The sequence below is a fragment of the Pseudomonas poae genome, from assembly GCF_001439785.1.
In the GTDB taxonomy this organism is placed as follows: Bacteria; Pseudomonadota; Gammaproteobacteria; order Pseudomonadales; family Pseudomonadaceae; genus Aquipseudomonas; species Aquipseudomonas poae.
This window is the reverse complement of record NZ_JYLI01000001.1, coordinates 354,866-378,172: the sequence shown is the minus strand read 5'-3', so window position 1 is coordinate 378,172 and position 23,307 is coordinate 354,866. Positions and strand designations below refer to the sequence as shown.

General features: G+C 59.8%; 13 protein-coding genes. 5 read left to right on the top strand and 8 right to left on the bottom strand.

The window, feature by feature from the left end:
• Window positions 1–13 precede the first annotated feature (13 nt).
• The 7 genes from TU75_RS01275 to TU75_RS01245 form a co-directional block, all read right to left on the bottom strand.
• A complete protein-coding gene (locus TU75_RS01275) occupies window positions 14–1,117 on the bottom strand; it encodes an ABC transporter ATP-binding protein (RefSeq protein WP_003233031.1) in 1,104 nt (367 codons plus the stop codon).
• A 24-nt stretch (window positions 1,118–1,141) separates the two neighbouring features.
• Window positions 1,142–1,972: a carbohydrate ABC transporter permease gene (locus tag TU75_RS01270; RefSeq protein WP_003233033.1), complete on the bottom strand. Its 831-nt coding sequence runs from the start codon at window positions 1,970–1,972 to the stop codon at window positions 1,142–1,144.
• Window positions 1,973–1,982: 10 nt separating this feature from the next.
• On the bottom strand, window positions 1,983–2,873 hold the full coding sequence (locus tag TU75_RS01265; protein WP_003233036.1) for a carbohydrate ABC transporter permease: 891 nt from the start codon (window positions 2,871–2,873) through the stop codon (window positions 1,983–1,985).
• Between the two features lie 99 nt (window positions 2,874–2,972).
• Window positions 2,973–4,256, bottom strand: a complete 1,284-nt coding sequence (locus TU75_RS01260) for an ABC transporter substrate-binding protein (RefSeq protein WP_370671340.1) — start codon at window positions 4,254–4,256, stop codon at window positions 2,973–2,975.
• 283 nt (window positions 4,257–4,539) lie between these two features.
• Entirely contained in the window at window positions 4,540–10,596 is a 6,057-nt protein-coding gene (locus TU75_RS01255; protein ID WP_231981960.1) for a hypothetical protein, read from the bottom strand.
• Window positions 10,597–10,751: 155 nt separating this feature from the next.
• A complete protein-coding gene (locus TU75_RS01250; RefSeq protein WP_060547986.1) occupies window positions 10,752–11,657 on the bottom strand; it encodes an AraC family transcriptional regulator in 906 nt (301 codons plus the stop codon).
• 71 nt (window positions 11,658–11,728) lie between these two features.
• Entirely contained in the window at window positions 11,729–13,018 is a 1,290-nt protein-coding gene (locus tag TU75_RS01245) for a glycosyltransferase (protein WP_060548034.1), read from the bottom strand.
• 158 nt (window positions 13,019–13,176) lie between these two features.
• On the opposite strand from TU75_RS01245, the gene tpx reads away from it, so the two are divergent.
• The 5 genes from tpx to TU75_RS01220 all read left to right on the top strand — a co-directional run bounded on the left by tpx (window position 13,177) and on the right by TU75_RS01220 (window position 22,872).
• A complete protein-coding gene (tpx, locus tag TU75_RS01240; protein ID WP_003233046.1) occupies window positions 13,177–13,677 on the top strand; it encodes a thiol peroxidase in 501 nt (166 codons plus the stop codon).
• A 231-nt stretch (window positions 13,678–13,908) separates the two neighbouring features.
• Window positions 13,909–15,207 carry an MdtA/MuxA family multidrug efflux RND transporter periplasmic adaptor subunit gene (locus TU75_RS01235; RefSeq protein WP_060547985.1) on the top strand — a complete coding sequence of 433 codons (1,299 nt, stop codon included), beginning with the start codon at window positions 13,909–13,911 and terminating at the stop codon, window positions 15,205–15,207.
• A complete protein-coding gene (locus TU75_RS01230) occupies window positions 15,204–18,305 on the top strand; it encodes an MdtB/MuxB family multidrug efflux RND transporter permease subunit (RefSeq protein ID WP_060547984.1) in 3,102 nt (1,033 codons plus the stop codon). Before TU75_RS01235 ends, TU75_RS01230 begins: the two co-directional genes overlap by 4 nt.
• Complete coding sequence (locus tag TU75_RS01225; RefSeq protein ID WP_015372262.1) at window positions 18,302–21,409, top strand: efflux RND transporter permease subunit; 3,108 nt, start codon at window positions 18,302–18,304, stop codon at window positions 21,407–21,409. The genes TU75_RS01230 and TU75_RS01225 overlap by 4 nt, the downstream gene beginning before the upstream one ends.
• Complete coding sequence (locus TU75_RS01220) at window positions 21,406–22,872, top strand: efflux transporter outer membrane subunit (protein WP_015372261.1); 1,467 nt, start codon at window positions 21,406–21,408, stop codon at window positions 22,870–22,872. Before TU75_RS01225 ends, TU75_RS01220 begins: the two co-directional genes overlap by 4 nt.
• A gap of 40 nt (window positions 22,873–22,912) precedes the next feature.
• On the opposite strand, the gene TU75_RS01215 is transcribed toward TU75_RS01220, so the two are convergent.
• The gene (locus TU75_RS01215) at window positions 22,913–23,302 is read right to left on the bottom strand and encodes a hypothetical protein (protein WP_003233055.1); all 390 of its coding nucleotides are present in this window, start codon (window positions 23,300–23,302) and stop codon (window positions 22,913–22,915) included.
• Window positions 23,303–23,307: the final 5 nt, after the last annotated feature.

Sequence of the window (23,307 nt, the reverse complement as noted above, 5' to 3'; positions counted from 1 at the left end):
AATACTCGCAAAATCAGGCGGCAGCGCGCAGTGGGCGGGCCACGGCGACACCGTCGGTGTCGAACAAGTGGCAGTGCGCCGGGTTCAGGTGCAGGTGCAGGGTTTCGCCGTACTGGCTGGCCATGTCGCCCCGGATACGCAGGGTCAGCGGCTCACCGCTGGCGGTGTTGACGTGGCAAAAGGTGTCGCTGCCCAGACGCTCGCCGACGTCGGCGGTGACGGTCAGGGTAGTCTGGCCCGGTGCAGCGATTTCCAAGTGTTCCGGGCGAATACCCAGGGTCACCGCGCTGCCGACGCTCAGGGTCGGGCCACTGAGCGGCAGGTTGATCAAGGTGCCGGCGTCCAGCTGAACATCACAGCCTTGGGCGTCAACCCGCGTGACCTGGCCCTTGAGAAAGCCCATCTTCGGCGTACCGAGAAAGCCCGCCACAAACAGGTTGGCCGGCTGGTGATACAGGTCCAGCGGCGAACCGACCTGCTCGATGCGGCCACTGTTCAACACCACGACTTTGTCGGCCAGGGTCATCGCTTCGACCTGGTCGTGGGTCACGTAGATCATGGTCGCCTGCAGCTCTTTGTGCAGGCGCGCCAGTTCCAGGCGCATCTGTACGCGCAGCGCGGCGTCGAGGTTGGACAGCGGTTCGTCGAAGAGAAAGATCTTCGGGTTGCGCACAATCGCCCGGCCAATCGCCACGCGCTGGCGCTGGCCGCCGGACAGTTGCTTGGGCTTGCGCTCCAGCAACGGCCCCAGTTCCAGGATGCGCGCCGCTTCGTTGACCTTGCTCTCCACCAGCTTCTTGTCGACGCCGGCCAGGTCCAGGGCAAACGACATGTTCTTGCGCACGCTCATGTGCGGGTACAGCGCGTAGGTCTGGAACACCATCGCCAGGTCGCGCTTGGCCGGGGTCACCTCGGTGATGTCGCGTCCGTCCAGTTCGATGGTGCCTTCGCTCACTTCTTCAAGCCCTGCGATCAAACGCAGCAGGGTCGACTTGCCGCAGCCCGAGGGGCCGACGAACACCACGAATTCCTTGTCGTTCACTTCCAGGTCGATGCCTTTGATGATCGAGAAACCTTCGAAGCCTTTTTGCAGATTCTTGATTTTCAGGTTGGCCATGAGATGGGCCTCCGCTTGCAATTATTATTTGACGGCGCCGAAGGACAAGCCACGTACCAGTTGCTTCTGGCTGATCCAGCCAAAAATCAGGATCGGCGCACAGGCGAGGGTCGAAACGGCGGACAATTTGGCCCAGAACAAACCTTCGGGGCTGGAGTAGGAGGCAATCAATGCGGTCAGTGGCGCGGCACTGGAGGAGGTGAGGTTCAGCGACCAGAACGCCTCGTTCCAGCACAGGATCAGCGACAGCAGCACCGTGGAGGCAAGGCCGCCCTTGGCGATCGGCAGCAGCACGCGGACCATTTCCTGCCACAGGGTGGCGCCGTCCAGGCGGGCGGCTTCGAGGATGTCCTTGGGAATGTCCTTGAAGTAGGTGTACACCATCCACACCACGATCGGCAGGTTGATCAGGGTGTAGATGATGATCAGCGCGATGCGCGTATCCAGCAGGCCAAAGCTCTTGGCCAGCAGGTAGATCGGCATCAGTACACCCACGGGCGGCAGCATCTTGGTGGACAGCATCCACAGCAGCGTGCCTTTGGTGCGTTTGGTCTCGTAGAACGCCATGGAGTAGGCAGCGGGCACCGAGATCAGCAGGCACAGCGCGGTGGCGCTGAACGAAATCAGCACCGAGTTCCACGCATACGCGAAGTAGTTGCTGCGCTCGTTGATGTGCAGGTAGTTCTCCAGCGTCGGCGTGAAGATGAACTGCGGCGGCGTGGCGAACGCGTCGATTTCGGTCTTGAAGCTGGTCAGCACCATCCAGAAGATCGGGAAGAAAATCAGGATCGCGATGGCCCAGGCCAACGTGCCGAGCAACAGGCTTTGCAGGCGGCGGGATTGTTGAAGCGTCATGGCGCGGCCCTCAAGGCTTGTCAGTCAGGTTTTTGCCGATCATCCGCACCAGGATGATCGCCGCGATATTGGCGATGACCACAGCGATCAAGCCGCCGGCCGAGGCCATGCCCACGTCGAACTGCACCAGCGCCTGGTTGTAGATCAGGTAGGCGAGGTTGGTCGAGGCGTAACCGGGGCCGCCGTTGGTCGTGGTGAAGATTTCGGCGAACACCGAGAGCAGAAAGATGGTTTCGATCATCACCACCACCGCAATCGGCCGGGCCAGGTGCGGCAGGGTCAGGTGCCAGAAGATCGCGATGGCGCCGGCACCGTCCAGGCGGGCGGCTTCCTTTTGTTCCTGGTCCAGAGACTGCATGGCCGTCATCAGCAGCAGGATCGCGAAGGGCAGCCATTGCCACGACACAATGATGATGATCGAAAGCAGCGGGTAGTGCGCCAGCCAGTCCACCGGTTCGGCGCCAAAAAACTTCCACACGGCGGCGAGAATTCCTGACACCGGGTGAAAAATCAGGTTCTTCCAGATCAGCGCGCCAACGGTGGGCATGATGAAAAACGGCGAAATCAGCATCACCCGCACCAGGCCACGGCCAAGGAACTCACTGGCCTCGAGCAGTGCACTGATCAGCACGCCGAACACCACGCTGATCAACAGCACGCTGCCTACCAGCAACAGCGTGTTGGTGGCGCCGGGCAGGAAGCCCGAGTCGGTGACGAAATACGTGAAGTTCTCCAGCCCCACGAACGCGTTTTCACCGGGGTAAAGCAAGTTGTAACGGATCAGTGAAAAGTACAGGGTCATGCCCAGTGGCACGATCATCCACAACAGCAGCAAGGCTACCGAAGGGCTGACGAGAAACCAGCCGGGGTTGGCCAGACGGTTTTTGGGTGTCTTATTCATGGGGATCAGACCAGTCAGGTGCGTGCAGAGCAAGGATCGAAGCGCTGTCAATATGGGAGGGGGCAAGCCCCCTCCCATATTTACTGTGGTATTCCCACTTTATTTGGGATAACCCGCCCGCTTCATTTCACGCTCGGTGGTGGTCTGAGCGGCGGCCAATGCCTGGTCGACTGTCTGCTGACCGGTCAAGGCACCGGAGAAGAACTTGCCCACTTGCGTACCAATCGCCTGGAACTCGGGAATGGTCACCAACTGGATGCCGATATACGGCACCGGCTTGAGTGTCGGCTTGGTCGGGTCGGCGACTTTCAGCGATTCCAGGGTCACTTTGGCAAAGGGTGCTGCCTTCATGTACTCGTCGCTGTAGGTCGACTTGCGCGTGCCTGGCGGTACATTGGCCACGCCGTCGGTCTTGGCGACCAAAGCGCCATATTCTTTGGAGGTGGCCCAGCTGGTGAACACCTTGGCGGCGTCCTTGGCCTTGGAGCTGGTCGGAATCGCCAGGCTCCAGGAGTACAGCCAGGAGGTGCCCTTGTCGGTTTTTTCGTGAGGCGCGAAGGTGAAGCCGACATGGTCAGCCACTTTGCTCTGGGTCTTGTCGGTGACGAACGAGCCGGCCACGCTGGCATCGACCCAGATGGCGCACTTGCCGCTGTTGAACAGCGCCAGGTTCTCGTTGAAACCATTGCTGGACGCGCCCGGCGGGCCGGATTTCTTCATGTTGTCGACGTAGAAGTTCAGTGCGTCTTTCCACTCAGGGCCGTTGAACTCGGGCTGCCACTTCTCATCGAACCAGCGCGCGCCGTAGCCGTTGGCCAGGGTGGTGATCAGCGCCATGTTTTCGCCCCAACCGGCCTTGCCGCGCAGGCACAGGCCATACTGCTCTTTGGACTTGTCGGTGAGTTTGGCCGCGTATTCGCCGATCTGGCTCCAGGTCGGGTGCTCGGGCATGGTCAGCCCGGCGTCCTTGAACAGATCGGTGCGGTAGTAGGTGATCGAGCTTTCGGCGTAGAACGGCAGGGCGTACAGCGAACCCTTGACCGACAAGCCGTCACGCACCGAAGGGAATACATCATCGAGGTCGTAGGAAGCCGGCAGGTCCTTCATCGGTTCGAGCCAACCCTTGGCGCCCCACAGTGCAGCTTCGTACATGCCGATGGTGAGCACGTCGAACTGACCGCCCTGGGTGGCGATGTCGGTGGTGAGACGTTGACGCAGGACATTTTCTTCGAGCACCACCCAGTTCAGCTTGATCTCCGGGTGCTCGGTCTCGAAGGTTTTCGAGAGCTTTTGCATGCGGATCATGTCGCTGTTGTTGACGGTGGCAATGGTCAGGGTCTGCGCGCCAAGGCTGACGGCACTGAGGGTCATGCCTGCTGTCATGCAGGAAAAGGCAATTAGAGCTTTTGCTGTGAACTTCATCGCGCACTCCATTTCCGCGCCCAGGGGCTACAGAAGGACAGTTATTGTTGTTGTGTCTTCCTACATGAAACCAGGAAGAGTGTGCGTTGATTACAGCCTTGAAATGCAGTTGTGACAAATCCGTTGGTGCACGTTCGCTGATACTTTTTTGCACTGGTTCGCAATGGAGCCAGGTGTGTCAGATGAGGCTCTGGCAAAGCGCGCCGACCACCCGGCGACGGCGCGCTTGCTCCAGTATTGGGTATCAGGTGCGCATATACCCGTGAGTAAAGGGAGCTTTTGGTTTTTTTATAAGATCATTGATCCAGTCGTCGTCCAACGGGCTGATAGGCTTTCCTCCCGCCAATATCTTTATGTTTTTACGTTGCCACTGGGTCATGACGTCCTTCAATTTCTGTGTGTATTCGCGAGCGGGACAGGCAATGTCGGCCCATGGATCGACGATCCAGGCGTCTTTCCAGGCCGCCTCGGAAAAGTCGACTGTATCCGAGGCTAACGTCGAGGGGCCGCCGACTACTGTGAATACATGGGCATTCGAGGCATGCCATTCATAGGCACGACCGCCGCTCTTATTGATGATGTCCTTTGACACCAGTGCCATTTCTCCACAGTTGCCCGCGCCGGTTTTCAGCACCAGGTTGGCGCGGTTCGGCGCACTATAATGCGCAGTATGACGTAACCATCCGATAGTCTCTGTTGCGGCCTGTGCGCGCGCTTCGTCCGCCTTGGTAATCAGTTGGTTACCGGGACCCAGCCCTGTTGCTTTCATTGCACGATTGACATCGGACTTGGCTTGTTGTGCATAGAATTTGTTCTGTTGCTCAGCAGGCCATGTTGCGAAGGCAGCAGGTTTATCCAATGCGGCTACTTTTATCGGCCTTAGTGCAATGTCGGCTTTACCGAGCGCGTCGTGCCGTTGCAGTTGATAAACGACTTCACGCTGCTGTTCCGGGGTCAGATCTTTACAATAGGCTTTTAGATCATCGATGCCCTCTCTCGTATAGCCAGAACGCTCCAACGCTTGAAACGCCACATTGAGTTTCGGCAAGGCAATAAAATCGTTATCAATGGGGGCTTTGGATACGCCTTGGCGGAGGCTTAGCTCCGCCTTATAGCTCTTGATCAACGGCAGTTCTTTGGGCGTGCATTTTATAAAAGTTAGTTCGTCGCCAGGCGCTTTGTTCAGTCTCGCAAAGTAAAACTCGCCGATATCCGCTTCGATCACCAGGTATTGACTGGAACTTTTATTGATCGAGTCCTCAACCACGATACCTCGAAGCTCGCGCTTGTCATCGCACACAGTGCTTATACTGTTGAGCTTGACCACCCGGCTTTGCTGCGCCAACGCTATCTTTTCCCGCGGAGCGTGAAAGCCAAATAGTGGATCTTGTTTGATCGTACCTTTGATGGTGTCCTTGTAGGTGATACGTTTTTTATCCAGGACCGGCATCAGTTGGGGGCCCATTTCGCCTTCAACCAACTTGAAGCGGCGTCGCTCGAAAATGACGAACTGGTCCTTATTGAACAGCTTCGGTGCCGAGGGGAACAGCCGCACATGCTCAAGCGCTTGCTGTTCCTGGGTCAATTCACTGGATACGTTGTGGATGATCTTGGAGAAACAGGTGTCATTGACTCCGCGCCTGAATCGGCCAGTAAGCCCAGTCGGGGCTTGGCAAATCGCTTCGAAACCTTCGAGCGGTTTAAAGTGATCGGCCGATTCTAGGTCAGTCAATAAATCAGGTGTGTGGGTATCGTAACGGTAGACCTTGCCCTCGTTGATCAGGTCAAAGCCATTGACCCGGGGCAGGGTAAAAGCGTCGTCGGCCAGTGATTTCTGCGTTACCAGCGCTGAGGTGCCGTCTGAAAAGGTTTCTTTTTGAACGAGTGACGTTGTGTCGGAAACGAACCCTTTCAGCGCCGGCCCATAGGGTTGCGCTGTTTTGCTGTCGTAGGCGTACCACTTACCCTCTTGGAAGATTGCCGTCACTTTGGTGTGTGTGGGGGTACCGGTACTTATGACGACACCGTCCTCCATATTGGATGGCTGTACAAACTTCCCGTCGGGCAGTTCAGCCAGATGGCTTTGCTGCAGTCGATTGGTTGAGAGGAGAGTCTGCGAAGTGCTGTTGACTGTCAGGTCCTTGAGTACACTATCTTCACCTTCTTTGGCGCCGAACTTCTCAGCGAACCTGGCGGCCACCTTGGCGCGCGCCCAGGCCGCGCCCGATTTGAGCACTGACCAGACTTTGCCGAGACCTTCCGTGGCTGCATACAGCACGATGTCGACGCCCAGGTCGTACACCGCTTTCTTATAATCGCCGTTGTAGATATCCAGAATACTTGAGCCGCCGGGCACTATCTGCATGAAACCCTTGAAGACGTCAGTGGGTTCGACGGCGTTGTCCACGGGGTTGAACCCGCGTTGTTTGTTGATGAAATTGGCCTTGCTCAGGTAGGCCGTATCAACCAGCACCTCGGCCAGATGCCGGGACCTGACACTCTCGTAGTTAACGGGCGTCGTACCTGCCTGCTCTGCGAACAATAGCCGCCTGCCGCCCTTATAAACATCGGAGTCGACAAGATGGAGGGGTGTCAGGACGACGTTGGGGGTGAGTTCGGGTTTCGGCTCTGCGCCGCTTTGGAAGGCGTTCAGATCGATGGTTACGCTACCGGCTTTTCCATGGAGCACCGAACGGTCGATAGGCGGAATTTGTATTATTTTTCCAGCTCCCGGATAGACGGCGAGCGTGTATTTCTTTCCGTAGTGATCCACATCCAGCACGATGCCGCCGGTATTCCCTACTGCGTACAGGTTCATACCGCCGTTGTTCAAGGCAGTGCGAATCGGCAAAGGCAGTTTGCTGATCATGTCCTTGAGTTGCGAAATGCTGTGCGTCCTGCGTTGCGAATAGTCTTGTTCGATAGCCTGATTAAACTGCTCTTTTATGACGGGTAATTCAGCGGCGTGTCTGCGCAGTTTGTCGAAGTCCAGCGCGGGTGTTTCCGGCGCCCACTGATCACCCAGACGGCCGGCCTCATACACTGCGGCGATGCTTGCTTTTACGCCGGAGAAGACCTTGCCGACCCTCTCCCATACATACGTATTCTCGAAGTCGATAGTGGAACCAAATTTTGCCCGCAATGCTTCAAGGGCCATCGCTCGCCTGCTGGGCGCCTTGACGGTATTTAGAAAGTTGTTGGCGGCAGACACTTCAGCGTTCTGTTTATTCAGGGCTTTTTGCGCAGTTGCCATTTGTTCCAGGGTGTATTCATCTTTGTCACTCTTTATGACGTGGCCGTTGCTGATTGCCCAATCCATCACCGGATTCATCCCCGCCATGGCGCGCTGTTGTGTCTCATCAGCCGAAATGGGCTCAATCCCGATAAACCGAGTGACCTGTTCATCGCTCATGCCGGTGGCAGCACCGGGGGCGATCTGCTCTATCAGGTTTACGCCCATGTTGTAGATCGCAAACTCGGAGGAGCCCAGCGTTGCTGCCGGCGACAGGTCTTTGCGTACAAACTGTGGCGCCATACCGGACTTCAGCAAATGCGAAGCGATCGGGGCAAGTGCCGCGGGTATTTTTGCGGTGTCAATCAAGTGTTGATCGAAGCGTTCGCTGATTTCGTTGGGATGAAGTCCCCAGTTATCAGCCTGCATGAAGTCGAAGCCTGCAACGGTATTGCGCGAAGCGCCCGCCTTGGGATCGAGTTCCAGCGTCAGGGCGGTCAACAGCCACTGCTTCAGGCTGTTCGTGGTCGTGAGCCCCTCCATGTCGATTTCAAGTTTCGCGGCAAATTCTACGGCTTTATCGCTGGACAGCATCTGTTGCAATGCTTTGTCAGGTTGGGTACTGAGGCCGGTAATACCTGCGTTCAAGTAGCTCCACAGGCTGCTGTGTGGCGCGATATTGTTTTTTACAAACAGCGCCACCTTGGTTCGCTGCGCTGTACTGAGGGGGAGTTCGGTGGAGAGAAACCCCCAGAGATTGCCCAGGGGCGGCGATTCAGGGACGGGTGTCTGCAACGCTTTTAACAGGTTCTCGCCTTGCTGAGTCGACGTTAAATTATTCCAGTTGTTGTCTCGAAGAAACTGCTCAAGCGTTCTCGCCCCCTTGGGCTGATGCGACGAATCAGGGTCGACAGGGATCAATGTCGAGTCGTTGCCCGCATTGATGCGCTCAAGCTCACCCATGAGGGCGTATCGATCATTGCTGTCCCCCATGGCTGTTTTTTTTCGGATCAAATCGTTCACGATTCGGTCCGGGTCTTCAACAGGGTTCGGGAACTGTTGAGTTTGCCCCATCATCTGCGTTTGTTGTGCGAAGGCCGGACTGCTGTAGTGGGGGCTGATGCCATAGAAATTGCACACCGACTCAAACGGCGCGTCGGCGGTTAGGGGCTGCGGCAGCTTCAAGGGCGTTCCACGGGCTGCGAAGGGCGCTGCGGCATTCAACACTGGCGTGAGCACGTCAAAATAGCCCGGGTACTTTTTTGCAAAGTCGTTGGCGGTATAACGCTGATCGATACCATTGACCTTGCCGATCAGCGACCGGTCCGAGGGGTCATAGCGCAGGGACGCCAAGTCGAGTTTTTGCTCGCGAGCCCACTGGGTGAACCCGCGTCCATTCAAAGCCTTGCCAAGGTAATCCCACCATTGTCCGAAGAGGCTGTCGTGCGGTATCGAATTGATGATCTTGTTGGAGGCTTGGGTTGGATCGGCTTTCACCACGAGCATTGCCCGGTGCATGGCGATGGCCAGTGCGCTTTCGGCGCTTTCCGCGCCTGTTTCCACTGAATCAGCGTCACTGGCTTTAACCGCTTGCGCCAGGGCTTCAAGCCTGGATGGCTTGATGGCAGTACCCGAAAGCTGGTTGCTCACCGCCTGCTGACGCTTGCGCACGGCCTGGGACAACGCATCATTGGTGTTCGCGTCCACCAGTGCTTTGAACCCCTTGTTTTGGGACATCTCTGCTATTCGCTGCAGGACACTCACCAGGGGCTTTGGTGTTGAGCCTTTCAGCTCGGGGACAGGTTCGTTGTAAAACCGCATCACTTCGTTCAGTGAGGCAGAAGCGGCCGGATAGGCAACCAGTGCGTCAGGGCCTCCCCCCATTTGTTGGACGGCGCTCTTGATGCCATCCCAGATATCAGGCCAATCCGAAACATCGTTCAACGTGAAGGTTTTGTCCTTGCCGTCGACGCTGCCTGTCAGATCGCCGCTGTCTGGATGGAACCTGACGCTGGAAGCAGTGATGTTGTTCTTTTGTAGAAAGGTTGTAAAAGGGCTGCTGTTCAGCGCGTTTAAAAGATTTTTGCGAGCTTGATTAAAGGTTGAATACTCCGGAATCTCACTGAGGATAATCGCGGAGGCCGGCAGCCCCATGGAGGTGCTGCGCGGTTCCGGCAACAGCTTTATCAGCGCCTGACTGCATAGCGTCGCCAGTTCTTCGTCAGCGTGTTCCACTCTTTTTGTCGCCGTCAAAGGCGCGAACTCGGCCAGGCGCTGGTTCAGTTCCTGGGACGGCAGGTCTGCAATCGCCTGGCTGGCCTCTTTTTTTTGCTGGTTGCGCTTGGCCATGAGCTGCGCGTAATGCTTGTCGGCTTTGTCCGGCGCTGGGAAAGCAGGGCTTTTCAACAGCTTTGCGATGATATGCAGTGCATCATCATCACGCATAGTGGACCGAGGCAAATCGTAGAACGCGATCAGGTTCCTGAGGGGCGCGACATCCTTGTCAGAGAAGGTAATCAAGTCCCAGATGGGCAGCTTTTTGACTGCCGCCAGAACGTCCACCGAAGCGCATTCCCAATCATCATCCGGCCGTGAGTAGATGTCGTAGGAGGTGTCTTTCTTAAGCGCAATCAAACTCCCTGTTTTATCGATCATGACTGCGTTGGGATCAATATCATTGGCCTCGGCAAACGATTTGAACGGCTCTGCGTGCAGTGCGTTGGCAAGTGCGCTCCAGGGCTGACGGAAAGTGGAGTCAGGTGGGATTGGCAGTTGCTCGGAGTCGATACTCGCGTTTTGATCCAGCTTGATGCGGATCAGGGCATTGGCGATATCGGCGGCCAATTTGCGGTCACCGCGTTCAACCAGGGCGTCGGCGAACTGGCTGATTTTCTCTTGCCTTGAGTGGGAAGCAGGCATCGGACCTTGCAGGTCTCGGCGTGCTCGCAAGGCACGCACGTCTGCCGCGCTGTTCGGTGCGCTATTGGCGAGCGGCACTCTGGGGGCGCTGTCAGCCAGCTGGGGAAGTGGGGTGTAGAGGGGAACGAGCTTTGGTTGCGCGTTGATCATTATTGGTCTCTGCCGGTCTGTCAGAAAAATCATCACCAAGTAAAGCGTGATGGTGTGCTGAGTGGCCGGGGGAACCAATGGCGTTCCTGTAACGATGCACGAAGCAATGTAACTATGTTTGATCGTGTCTACGCAAAGCGTCAGTGCGATGGACTTCAGGCGGGGTTCTGCTCGGTCAACCGCTGCTCCGCCAGGCGACGGTAGTGAGAAGGCGTCATGCCCTTGAGCTGTTGAAAACGCCGGTTGAAGTTGGAAATGTTATTGAATCCCGACTCGAAACACACATCGGTCACCGCCTTGTCGCCGTCGGCCAGCAACTCGCACGACTTGCTGATACGCAAACGGTTAACGAACTCGACAAAGGTACGGCCGGTTGCCTGTTTGAACACCCGCGAAAAATAGGTGGGTTTCATGCCCAGGTAGTCGGCGACTTCTTCCAGCGGCAGCTCGCGGGCGTAGTGGGCAAAGATGTAATCCACCGCGCGGTTGGTACGGTCGATGCTGTGCTCGTCGGCCAATTGCGGGGTGGTGACGCCCGAGAGCAACTGATAATCCTCACAGGTGCTCAGCACCTCCATCAGGATAAAGAAGTGCCCCAGGCGCGCCATACTCTGAGCCTCTTCGATACGCTGCATCAGGTTCATCGCCTGCGCGATGGTTTTTTTGCAGCGAAATTCGATGCCGTACTGCGCGCGTTCGAGCAACGGTCCCAGGCGTTTGAGCTCGGCGAAAATGTGGCTGCCGTGTTCGAACAATTCATCGGTGAAATTCACCAGCATGTCGCGCTTGGGCACCACTTCATCTTCCCCCACCTGGCTGATCCAGTTGTGGGGCAGGTTGGGGCCGGTGAGGAACAGGCTTTCCGGGTAGAAGTTGCCGATATAGTCACCGATAAACACCTTGCCGGAGCTGGCGATGATCAGGTGCAGCTCATATTCCTTGTGGAAGTGCCAGCGCACCAGCGGGCACGGGAACCCGTGCTGGCGGTAGATGACGGACACACCGTTGTGATCGTCCATCAGTTCGTAGGAAGGGTCGGTAACGCGCGTTGCTCGGGTCATGGTGCCGTCGCTTTATTGTGGTTGCTGCACAGGATAATGCCTCCTCACGCGCGACCTCGCCAGCACCGACCTCACAGGTTGCGGTTTTTTGCCTCGATCCACTGGGACATGTACTGCGTACTTTTGTGGGCGTGGTGACGCAGCATGCTGCCGGTGAAGTTGTCCCGGCGGTGGCTGGCGAGATGGCTGCGGCAGTTTTCCAGGCATTGCACCAGCGCCGGGCCGTGGATGCGTTGGTCATAGCGGCGGGCAAGCAGTTGGCGACCCTGTTCCTGCGCCTGGGTCCAACGCTCACGGTTTTGATAAAGGGCGACGGCGGCGGCGGCGAGAGCCTGGGCGCTCTGTTTAACCACACCGGGCCAAGGGTGTTCATCGCCCATCGCTTCGGCGCCGACAGGGGTGGTGACGTTGGGTGTGCCACACAGCATCGCATCGGCCAGTTTGCCTTTTATCCCCGCGCCGAAGCGCAGCGGCGCCAGGCAGATGCGCGCGGCGCTCATCACCTGCAGCGCATCTTCGGCCCAGTTCATCACATGAAAACCCTGCGCCGGGTTGTGCAGGGCGGTGGCCTTGGGCGGGGTGTAGGCGCCGTAGACATGCAACTGGGCGGCGGGCAGTTGCTGGCGGATCAGCGGCCAGATGCTGTTCTTCATCCACAGCACGGCATCCCAGTTGGGCGCGTGGCGAAAGTTGCCGATGCTGAGAAAATGCGCGCGGTCTTCAAAAGGCGCAAAGGCAGCGGTGGGCGGCTCCATCATCAGCGGGCACCAGTGGAGCAGGGCGGCGGGCACGTTGAATTGCTCGGTGAGCAGGCGGATTTCCACGTCGGAAATCATCAGGCTGATATCGCAGCGGTAAATGGCGGCTATTTCACGTTTGGCGAGGTCCGTGTCGGCCATGCGCTGGAACTCGTCCCTCAGCGCAGGGGCGAACAGAGCAGTGAAGTCGTCACTATCGGAATGGGCTTTTGCGTGTTCCTTGAAACGCTGGTGACGTGCGTCGCGCAGGCTTTGCAGGTCCGAGGTTTCCAGCACGCGCAGGGCGTCTGGGCAGCACTTCTCCACGCGCCAGCCGAACTGTTCTTCCATCATGAAACGGTCGAACAGCACGATATCCGGAGCCAATTCGCGGACAAAGTCATCGAAGCTGCTGTTATTGAGCTCGATGGCGCATTCTTTGATACCCAGCGCCGACAATTCGGCCTTGTGTTCGCCCAGTGCGGCGGGGCTGCTGAAGGTAACGTCCCAACCTTGCGTCAGAAACGCCTCAAGAATCTGCATCATATGCCCACCCGCCGCCGAGGAACGCGGCTCCGGCCAGACGTAACCAATGACCAGAACTTTGGCACAGGGCTGATTTATCAACGGCGGGTTCCTTGCAGGGCGGGGGGAAAGCGCGCAATTAAACCACAACCCGGCGCGATGACAATTTGGCGACGGCGGTAGGTAGCGGCGGCAGTTTGTGGTTAACTTCGGCCTCTCGAATTCGATTCATCAAACCCAGCATAAGGATTCCGTTCATGGCTCAAGTCACTCTCAAAGGTAACCCTGTCCAGGTTGAAGGCGAACTGCCACAAGCCGGTTCCCAGGCGCCGGACTTCACCCTGACCGCCGGCGACCTGTCGGACGCTACCCTGGCTTCCTTCGCCGGCAAGCGCAAAGTGTTGAACATCTTCCCAAGCGTCGATACCCCGACCTGCGCCACCTCGGTGCGCAAGTTCAACGCCCAAGCCAACGAGCTGAGCAACACCGTGGTGCTGTGCATTTCCTCCGACCTGCCGTTCGCCCAGGCCCGCTTCTGCGGTTCCGAAGGCCTGGAAAACGTGAAAAGCCTGTCGGATTTCCGCAGCGCCGCTTTCTCCCAGGATTATGGCGTCGATATCACCGACGGCCCGCTGCGCAGCCTGACCGCCCGCGCGGTGGTGGTGCTGGACGAAAACGACAAAGTGCTGCACAGCGAGCTGGTTGCGGAAATTGGCCAGGAGCCAAACTACGAAGCCGCCCTGGCTGTTTTGAAGTAACTGTTTCGGCACATTACTGCGCTGTGCAGTAACACGTCGGATACATGTTTGCGGCCTGGCCTCGTCCAGGCCGTTTTTATTTGAGCGTCAGCAGCTTAGCGAACTAGCGAATGGACTAAGCTGCAAACGTTAAAACGTGTAAGCCCAAGGTAAATAGCCGGTAAAGGCGCTTTTCTTAAACTGCTCCAGTGCTTATCTTTCAGCCTCCCGAAGAAGAAGCTCTCGCGCCCAATGGTTGATCACTCCATGCAATCCTCCCCACGCAACTCCCGCCGCTGGCTGTTCGGCCTGCTTGTGCTGCTGGTTATCGCCGGCCTGTGCTGGAAATTCTGGCCCGGCAGTAGCGCCCACAAGGACGCACCGGCCGGGCACACCGGCAAGACCGGCATGGCCCGCCCGGGTTTCGGCGGGTCCACTGGCCCGGTGCCGGTGCGTGTGGCGCCAGCGGTGCTGGGGGAGTTTCCGGTGTACTACAAGGCGCTGGGCACGGTCACCGCGCTCAACACCATCAATGTGCGCAGCCGGGTCGGTGGGGAGCTGGTCAGGATCGCCTTTGAAGAGGGTCAGATGGTCAAGGCCGGTGACCTGCTGGCGGAAATTGACCCGCGCAGCTACCAGAACGCCTTGCTCCAGGCCCAGGGCACGCTCCTGCAAAACCAGGCGCAGTTGAAAAACGCCCAGGTTGACGTGCAGCGTTATCGCGACCTGTATAAACAGGACAGCATCGCCAAGCAGACTCTGGACACCGCCGAAGCGCTGGTCCTGCAATACCAGGGCACGGTCAAGGCCAACCAGGGCGCGGTCGATGACGCCAGGCTCAACCTCGAATTCACCAAAATCCGTGCACCCATTGCCGGGCGAGTCGGCCTGCGCCAGCTTGACGTCGGCAACCTCGTTGCGGCTAACGACACGACCGCCCTGGCCGTGATCACCCAGACCCAGCCGATCAGCGTGGCTTTCACCCTGCCGGAAAACACCCTGGACACCGTGCTGCCCCGCTACCACGCCGGCAACAAACTGCCAGTGGAAGCCTGGGACCGTGGCGACGTGAAGAAACAGGCGGTCGGCGTACTGCAAAGCCTGGACAACCAGATCGACGTCACCACCGGCACCCTGAAATTCAAGGCACGCTTCGATAACAAGGATCAGGCCCTGTTCCCCAACCAGTTCGTCAACGTGCACCTGCTGGCCGATACCCTGCGCGATGTGGTACTGGCACCGTCCGCCGCGATCCAGTTCGGCAACGACGGCACCTTCGTCTACGTCCTCGATGGCGACAAAAAGGTCAAGGTTCAGCCACTGGTGGTCGGCGATACCGACGGCGACAACACGGTAATCAAGGAGGGCCTCAAGGCCGGCGACCGCGTGGTCCTGGAAGGCACCGACCGGCTCAAGGATGGCAGTGAAATCGAAGTGGTCAACGACAGCGCCGATGTGCCGACCACCCCAACCGAACACCTGCAAGGCAAACCTGCGGCCAAAACCGAGAGCGGCGTTAACGCCGGCAAGGCGCCAAAGGTCGGTTCATGAACCTGTCGCGGCTGTTTATCCTTCGTCCGGTCGCCACCACGCTGAGCATGCTGGCCATCGTTCTGGCCGGCATCATCGCTTACCGGCTGTTGCCGGTATCAGCCTTGCCCCAGGTGGATTACCCGACGATCCGCGTGATGACGCTGTACCCCGGCGCCAGCCCCGACGTGATGACCAGCGCGGTCACCGCGCCGCTGGAGCGCCAGTTCGGGCAAATGCCCGGCCTTACGCAGATGGCGTCCACCAGTTCCGGCGGCGCCTCGGTGCTGACCCTGCGCTTCAACCTCGACATCAACATGGACGTCGCCGAACAACAGGTGCAGGCCGCAATCAACGCCGCCACCAACCTGTTGCCCAAGGACCTGCCGGCGCCGCCGGTGTACAACAAGGTCAACCCGGCAGACACCCCGGTGCTGACGCTCGCGATCACGTCCAAAACAATGTTGCTGCCCAAGCTCAATGACCTGGTCGACACTCGCATGGCGCAAAAAATTGCGCAGATCAGCGGCGTCGGCATGGTCAGCATCGCTGGCGGCCAGCGCCAGGCCGTGCGCATCAAGGTCAACCCCGAAGCCCTGGCGGCCAATGGCCTGAACCTGTCGGACGTGCGCACCCTGATCGCTGCGTCCAACGTCAACCAGCCCAAGGGTAACTTCGACGGTCCCACGCGGGTGTCGATGCTCGACGCCAACGATCAATTGGTGTCGCCCCAGCAATACGCCGATTTGATCCTCGCCTATAACAATGGCGCGCCGTTGCGCCTCAAGGATGTGGCACAGATCGTCGACGGCGCCGAAAACGAACGTCTTGCCGCCTGGGCCAACCAGAACCAGGCCGTGCTGCTCAATATCCAGCGCCAGCCGGGCGCCAACGTGATCGAGGTGGTTGACCGCATCAAGGCGCTGCTGCCGAGCATCACTGACAACCTGCCGGCCGGCCTCGATGTGGCTGTGCTCACCGACCGCACCCAGACCATCCGCGCGTCGGTCACCGATGTGCAACATGAATTGCTGATCGCCATTGCGCTGGTGGTGATGGTCACGTTCCTGTTCCTGCGCCGGGTCAGTGCGACCATTATTCCGTCGATTGCCGTGCCGCTGTCGCTGGTGGGCACCTTTGGCGTGATGTACCTGGCCGGCTTCTCCATCAACAACCTGACGCTGATGGCCCTGACCATCGCCACCGGCTTCGTGGTGGACGATGCCATCGTGATGCTGGAGAACATCGCGCGCTATATCGAAGAAGGGGAGACGCCCATGGCGGCGGCGCTCAAGGGCGCCCGGCAGATCGGCTTCACCCTGATTTCCCTCACCTTGTCGCTGATTGCGGTGCTGATCCCGCTGCTGTTCATGGCCGACGTGGTAGGCCGGCTGTTTCGCGAGTTCGCCATCACCCTGGCGGTGGCAATTCTGATTTCCCTGGTGGTCTCGCTCACCCTCACGCCGATGATGTGCGCGCGTCTGCTTAAGCGCGAGCCCGAGGAAGCGGAGCAAAGCCGTTTCTACAAGTCCAGCGGGGCCTGGATCGATTGGCTGATCAACGGCTACGCGCGCCTGCTGCAATGGGTGCTCAGGCACCAGCCGCTGACCCTGCTGGTGGCCATCGCCACCCTGGGCCTCACCGTGGTGCTGTACCTGGTGGTGCCCAAGGGCTTTTTCCCTGTGCAGGACACGGGGGTGATCCAGGGTATTTCCGAGGCGCCTCAGTCGATTTCATTTGCCGCCATGAGCCAGCGCCAGCAGGAACTGGCCAAAATCATTCTGGCCGACCCTTCAGTGCAGAGCCTGTCGTCCTACATTGGCGTGGACGGCGACAACGCCACGCTCAACAGCGGACGCTTGCTGATCAACCTCAAGCCCCACGCCGAGCGCGACCTGAGCGCGACCCAAGTGATCACGCGCCTGCAGCCGCAGGTCGACAAACTGGTGGGCATTCGCCTGTTCATGCAGCCGGTACAGGACCTGACCATCGAAGACCGCGTCAGCCGCACGCAGTATCAGTTCAGCATGTCGTCACCGGACGCCGAGCTGCTGGCGCTGTGGAGCGGCAAGCTGGTGCAGGCCCTCAGCCAGTTGCCGGAGCTGACCGACGTCGCCAGCGACCTGCAGGACAAGGGCCTGCAGGTGTATCTGGTGATCGACCGCGATGCGGCCTCGCGTCTGGGCGTCAGCGTGTCGACCATTACCGACGCACTGTATGACGCCTTCGGCCAGCGGCAGATCTCGACCATCTACACCCAGGCCAGCCAGTACCGTGTCGTGTTGCAGGCCCAGTCCGGCGAAACCCTTGGCCCGGAGGCGCTGAACCAGATCCACGTGAAAACCACCGATGGCGTCCAGGTACGGCTGTCGAGCCTGGCCCGGGTGGAGCAGCGCCAGGCGCAGTTGGCGATTGCGCACATCGGCCAGTTCCCGGCGGTGATGATGTCATTCAACCTGGCCCCGGGCGTCGCCTTGGGCAAAGGCGTGGAACTGATCAACCAGACGCAGAAGGACATCGGCATGCCGGTGGGCGTGCAGACCCAGTTCCAGGGCGCGGCCCAGGCGTTCGAGGCATCGCTGTCGAGTACCCTGCTGCTGATCCTGGCGGCAGTGGTCACCATGTACATCGTGCTTGGTGTGCTGTACGAGAGCTACATCCACCCGATCACCATTCTGTCGACCTTGCCTTCGGCAGCGGTGGGCGCCTTGCTCGCCTTGCTGCTCAGCGGCAATGACCTGGGCATGATCGCGATCATCGGCATCATTTTGCTGATTGGCATCGTGAAGAAGAACGCGATCATGATGATCGACTTTGCCCTTGATGCCGAACGCAACCAGGGCCTTGACCCGCAGACGGCGATCTATCAGGCGGCGCTGTTGCGTTTTCGACCGATCCTGATGACCACCCTGGCCGCGCTGTTCGGTGCGGTGCCGCTGATGCTCGCCAGCGGTTCCGGCGCCGAACTGCGTCAGCCCCTGGGGTTGGTGATGGTTGGCGGCTTGCTGGTGAGCCAGGTGTTGACGCTGTTCACCACGCCGGTGATCTACCTGTACTTCGATCGCCTTGGGCGGCGTTGGCGCAAAGAGCCGCAACGCCTGGAGCCGGTTGAGCCATGAACCTGTCCGGACCTTTCATTCGCCGGCCGGTCGCCACGCTGCTGCTGAGCCTGGCGATCATGTTGCTGGGTGGTGTCAGCTTCAACCTGCTGCCGGTGTCGCCCTTGCCGCAGATCGACTTCCCGGTGATTGTGGTGTCGGCCAGCTTGCCCGGCGCCAGCCCCGAAGTGATGGCGTCCACCGTGGCCACGCCGCTGGAGCGTTCCTTCGGCTCGATTGCCGGCATCACCACCATGAGCAGTTCGTCCAGCCAGGGTTCCACCCGGGTGATTCTGGCGTTCGACTCCGACCGCGATATCAACGGTGCGGCAAGGGAGGTGCAGGCCGCCATCAACGCCTCGCGCAACCTGTTGCCCAGCGGCATGCGCAGCATGCCCACCTACAAGAAGATCAACCCGTCCCAGGCGCCGGTCATGGTGCTGTCGCTGACCTCGGACGTGTTGCAGAAGGGCCAGCTCTACGACCTGGCCTCGACCATCCTCTCGCAAAGTCTGTCCCAGGTGCCTGGCGTGGGCGAAGTGCAGATCGGCGGCAGTTCGCTGCCGGCGGTGCGCATCGAACTCCAACCCAAGGCCCTCGACCAGTACGGCGTGGCCCTGGACGATGTGCGCAACACCATCGCCAATGCCAACCAGCGCCGACCCAAGGGCTCGCTGGAGGACAGCCAGCGCAACTGGCAGATCCAGGCCAACGACCAGTTGGAAAAAGCCAAGGACTATGAGCCGCTGCTGATTCGCTACCAGAATGGCGCGGCGCTGCGCCTGTCGGACGTGGCGAAGATCACCGACGGCGTCGAAGACCGCTACAACAGCGGTTTTTTCAACAACGATTCGGCGGTGCTGCTGGTGATCAACCGCCAGTCTGGCGCCAACATCATCGAAACGGTCAGGCAGATCAAGGCGCAGTTGCCGGCGTTGCAGGCGGTATTGCCGTCCAGCGTCAAGCTCAGCCTGGCCATGGACCGCTCGCCGGTGATCACCGCCACCCTGCATGAAGCCGAGATGACCCTGCTGATCGCGGTGGGCCTGGTGATCCTGGTGGTGTACCTGTTTCTCGGCAATTTCCGCGCATCGCTGATCCCGACCCTGGCGGTGCCGGTGTCGCTGGTGGGCACTTTCGCGGTGATGTACCTGTATGGGTTCTCGCTGAACAATTTTTCGCTGATGGCGTTGATCCTCGCCACCGGCCTGGTGGTGGACGACGCCATCGTGGTGCTGGAGAACATCTCCCGGCATATCGACGAAGGTGTGCCGCCGATGAAGGCGGCGTACCTGGGCGCGCAGGAAGTGGGCTTTACCTTGCTGTCGATGAACGTGTCGCTGGTGGCGGTGTTTCTCTCCATCCTGTTCATTGGGGGCATCGTCACCAGCCTGTTTCGTGAGTTTTCGATCACCCTGTCGGCGGCGATCATTGTGTCGCTGGTGGTCTCGCTGACCCTGACCCCGATGCTCTGCGCGCGCTGGCTCAAGCCCCACGTCAAGGGCCGCATGACCGGCCTGCAGCGCTGGAGCCAGAAGGTCAACGATCGCATGGTGGCCGGCTACGCCACCAGCCTGGACTGGGTACTGCGTCATCGGCGTCTGACCCTGCTCAGCCTGCTGCTCACCATCGGCGTGAACGTCGCGCTGTATGTGGTGGTGCCCAAGACATTCATGCCCCAGCAGGACACCGGCCAGTTGATCGGTTTTGTGCGCGGCGATGACGGCCTGTCGTTCAGCGTGATGCAGCCGAAAATGGAAACCTTCCGCAAGGCGGTACTCAAGGACCCGGCGGTGCTCAGCGTGGCCGGCTTTATCGGCGGCAACAACGGCACCAACAATGCGGTGATGCTGGTTCGCCTCAAGCCGATTGCCGAGCGCAAGGTGTCCGCCCAGGCAGTGATCGAGCGCCTGCGCAAGGACGTGCCGCTGGTGCCGGGCGGGCGCCTGTTCCTGATGGCCGACCAGGACCTGCAGTTTGGCGGCGGTCGCGACCAGACCAGCGCGCAATATTCCTACATCCTGCAAAGTGGCGATCTTGCCGCGCTGCGCCTGTGGTACCCGAAAGTGGTCGCCGCCATGCGTGCGTTGCCGGAACTGACCGCCATCGATGCCCGTGAAGGCCGGGGTGCGGCACAGGTCACGCTGATTGTCGACCGTGACCAGGCCAAACGCCTGGGCATCGACATGGACATGGTTACGGCGGTGCTCAACAACGCCTACAGCCAGCGGCAGATTTCCACCATCTATGACAGCCTCAACCAGTATCAGGTGGTGATGGAGGTCAACCCCAAATATGCCCAGGACCCGATCACCCTCAACCAGGTGCAGGTAATCACCGCCGATGGCGCACGGGTGCCGCTGTCGACCATTGCCCATTATGAAAACAGCCTGGCCAATGACCGCGTCAGCCATGAAGGCCAGTTCGCGTCGGAGAACATTGCCTTCGACATGGCGCCCGGAGTCACGGTGGAGCAGGGTACGGCCGCGATCGAGCGGGCGATTGCCAAGGTCGGCTTGCCCGAAGACGTGATCGCCAAGATGGCCGGCACCGCCGATGCCTTCGCCGCCACGCAGAAAGGCCAACCGTTCATGATCCTCGGCGCGCTGGTGGCGGTGTACCTGGTACTGGGCATTCTGTACGAGAGCTACATTCACCCGCTGACGATTCTGTCGACGCTGCCGTCGGCAGGGGTTGGCGCCATGCTCGCCATCTACCTCACAGGCGGCGAGTTCAGCCTGATCTCCCTGCTCGGGCTGTTCCTGCTGATCGGCGTGGTGAAAAAGAACGCGATCCTGATGATCGACCTGGCCTTGCAGCTGGAGCGCGACGACGGCCTGGGCCCGCTGGAGTCGATTCGCAGCGCCTGCCTGTTGCGTCTGCGGCCGATTCTGATGACCACCCTGGCGGCCATCCTCGGCGCCTTGCCTTTGTTGCTGGGCTCCGGTGACGGCGCGGAAATGCGCCACCCGCTGGGCCTGACCATCATCGGCGGCCTGGTGTTCAGCCAGGTCCTGACCCTTTACACCACCCCGGTGGTCTACCTCTATCTCGACCGCGCACGCCACCGTTTCAACGCCTGGCGTGGCGTGCGTACCGATGCTGCCCTGGACTCTGCGCTATGACCGATTCAACGTTTGCCCAATGCGCCATGTTCCGTGGGTCCCGCGTGGCGAGCCTGCTGCTGTGCGGTCTATTGCTCAGCGCTTGTGCCATTGGCCCCGATTACAAACGCCCGGAGGTCATCGAGCCGGCCCAGTTCAAGGAAGCTCAGGGCTGGCGCCAGGCCACGCCGAGCGATTCCCTGGCCCGTGGCGCCTGGTGGGAGCTGTACGGCGACCGCCAGTTGAACGACCTGGTGCTGCGCCTCAACACGTCCAACCAGACGGTGGCCCAGGCTGAAGCACGTTTCCGCCAGGCTCAGGCGCTGGTGCGCAGCGCCCGTGGCGCGTTTTACCCCAGCGTCGACCTGAGCGTCGGCAAGACGCGTGCGAGCCAGGGCACCGGCAGCAGCAGCGCAAGCCTGAGCAGTTCCAGCAGCGGTATCCGCGACACCCTGAACGCGCAGTTGGGCGTGAGCTGGGAGGCGGACGTGTGGGGCAAGTTGCGACGGGGCCTGGAAGCCAACGAAGCCAGCGCCGAAGCCAGCGCTGCGGATCTCGCCGCGATGCGCCTGAGCCAACAATCGGAACTGGTGCAGAGCTACCTGCAATTGCGCGTGATGGATGAACAGACGCGCCTGTTGCAAGCCACGCTGGATACCTATCAGCGCTCGTTGCAGATGACCGAAAACCAATACCGCGCCGGTATCTCCGGCAAGGACGCGGTCGCCCAGGCACAAACCCAGCTCAAGACCACCCAGGCCAGCCTGATCGATCTGATCTGGCAGCGCGCGCAACTGGAAAACGCCATCGCCGTGCTGATCGGCGAGGCCCCGGCCAACTTCAACCTGGCGGTGAGCAAGGACATTCCTGCGTTGCCGCAAATCCCCGTGAGCCTGCCCTCGCAACTGCTCGAACGGCGTCCGGACATCGCTTCGGCCGAACGCTCGGTGATCGCCGCCAACGCCAATATCGGCGTGGCCAAGGCCGCCTATTACCCGGACTTGAGCCTGAGCCTGGCGGGCGGGTATACCAGCAGCACCTATGCCGACTGGATCAGCTTGCCGAACCGCTTCTGGTCAGTGGGGCCCAAGCTTGCGATGACCCTGTTCGACGGCGGTCAGCGTTCGGCCGAGGTTGATCGCACCGTGGCGTCCTATGACGAGACCGTGGCCAAGTATCGCCAGACGGTGCTGGATGGTTTCCGTGAAGTGGAAAACTACATGGTGCAGCTCAAGGTGCTCGAGGACGAGGCGGTGGTCAGCAACGAGGCGCTGGACGCCGCGCGTGAGTCGTTGCGGTTGACGCAGAACCAATACAAGGCTGGGTTGATTGCGTATCTGGATGTGGTGACGGTGCAGGCGACCGCGCTGAGTAATGAGCGAACGGTATTGACGTTGCTGCAGACGCGGTTGGTGGCGAGTGTTCAGTTGATCGCGGCGCTGGGGGGGGGCTGGGACGGGGTTACTTCCGCTGGAAGCGAGTGATGGGTGTCTATCCGTTATTCAGGTAACGGATAGACACCCATCACCCTTGGCCAAACAAGTCATAAGCATCGAGCAACCGATAAGCAATTTCCGGCCGTTTCTCCAGCCCGCGACGAATCGCCGCCGGAATTGCCTGCCGCGTCTTGCGGCACATCCCCGGCAACTCGTCGATGACAATCTGAATCCCTCGCATGCTCCTGACCTCGGTATGCCCCGGCGCGACATGCACTCGAATGCCCAGCAGCTCATACATCCGCTGCTGCATGTGCTCCAGGTCCTGCAAACTCTTGAGGTCTTCCAGCCGGGCAAGCAACTTTTTTTCTTCCTGGCGCGTCAGGCCAAGCACCCGCAGGTCGGCACCCGGCGCCTGCAGCAGTTGGTCGCGTGCGCAAATGCAGGCGCCGGGCGGGCAGGGTTGGCGAATCGTCATGTGCA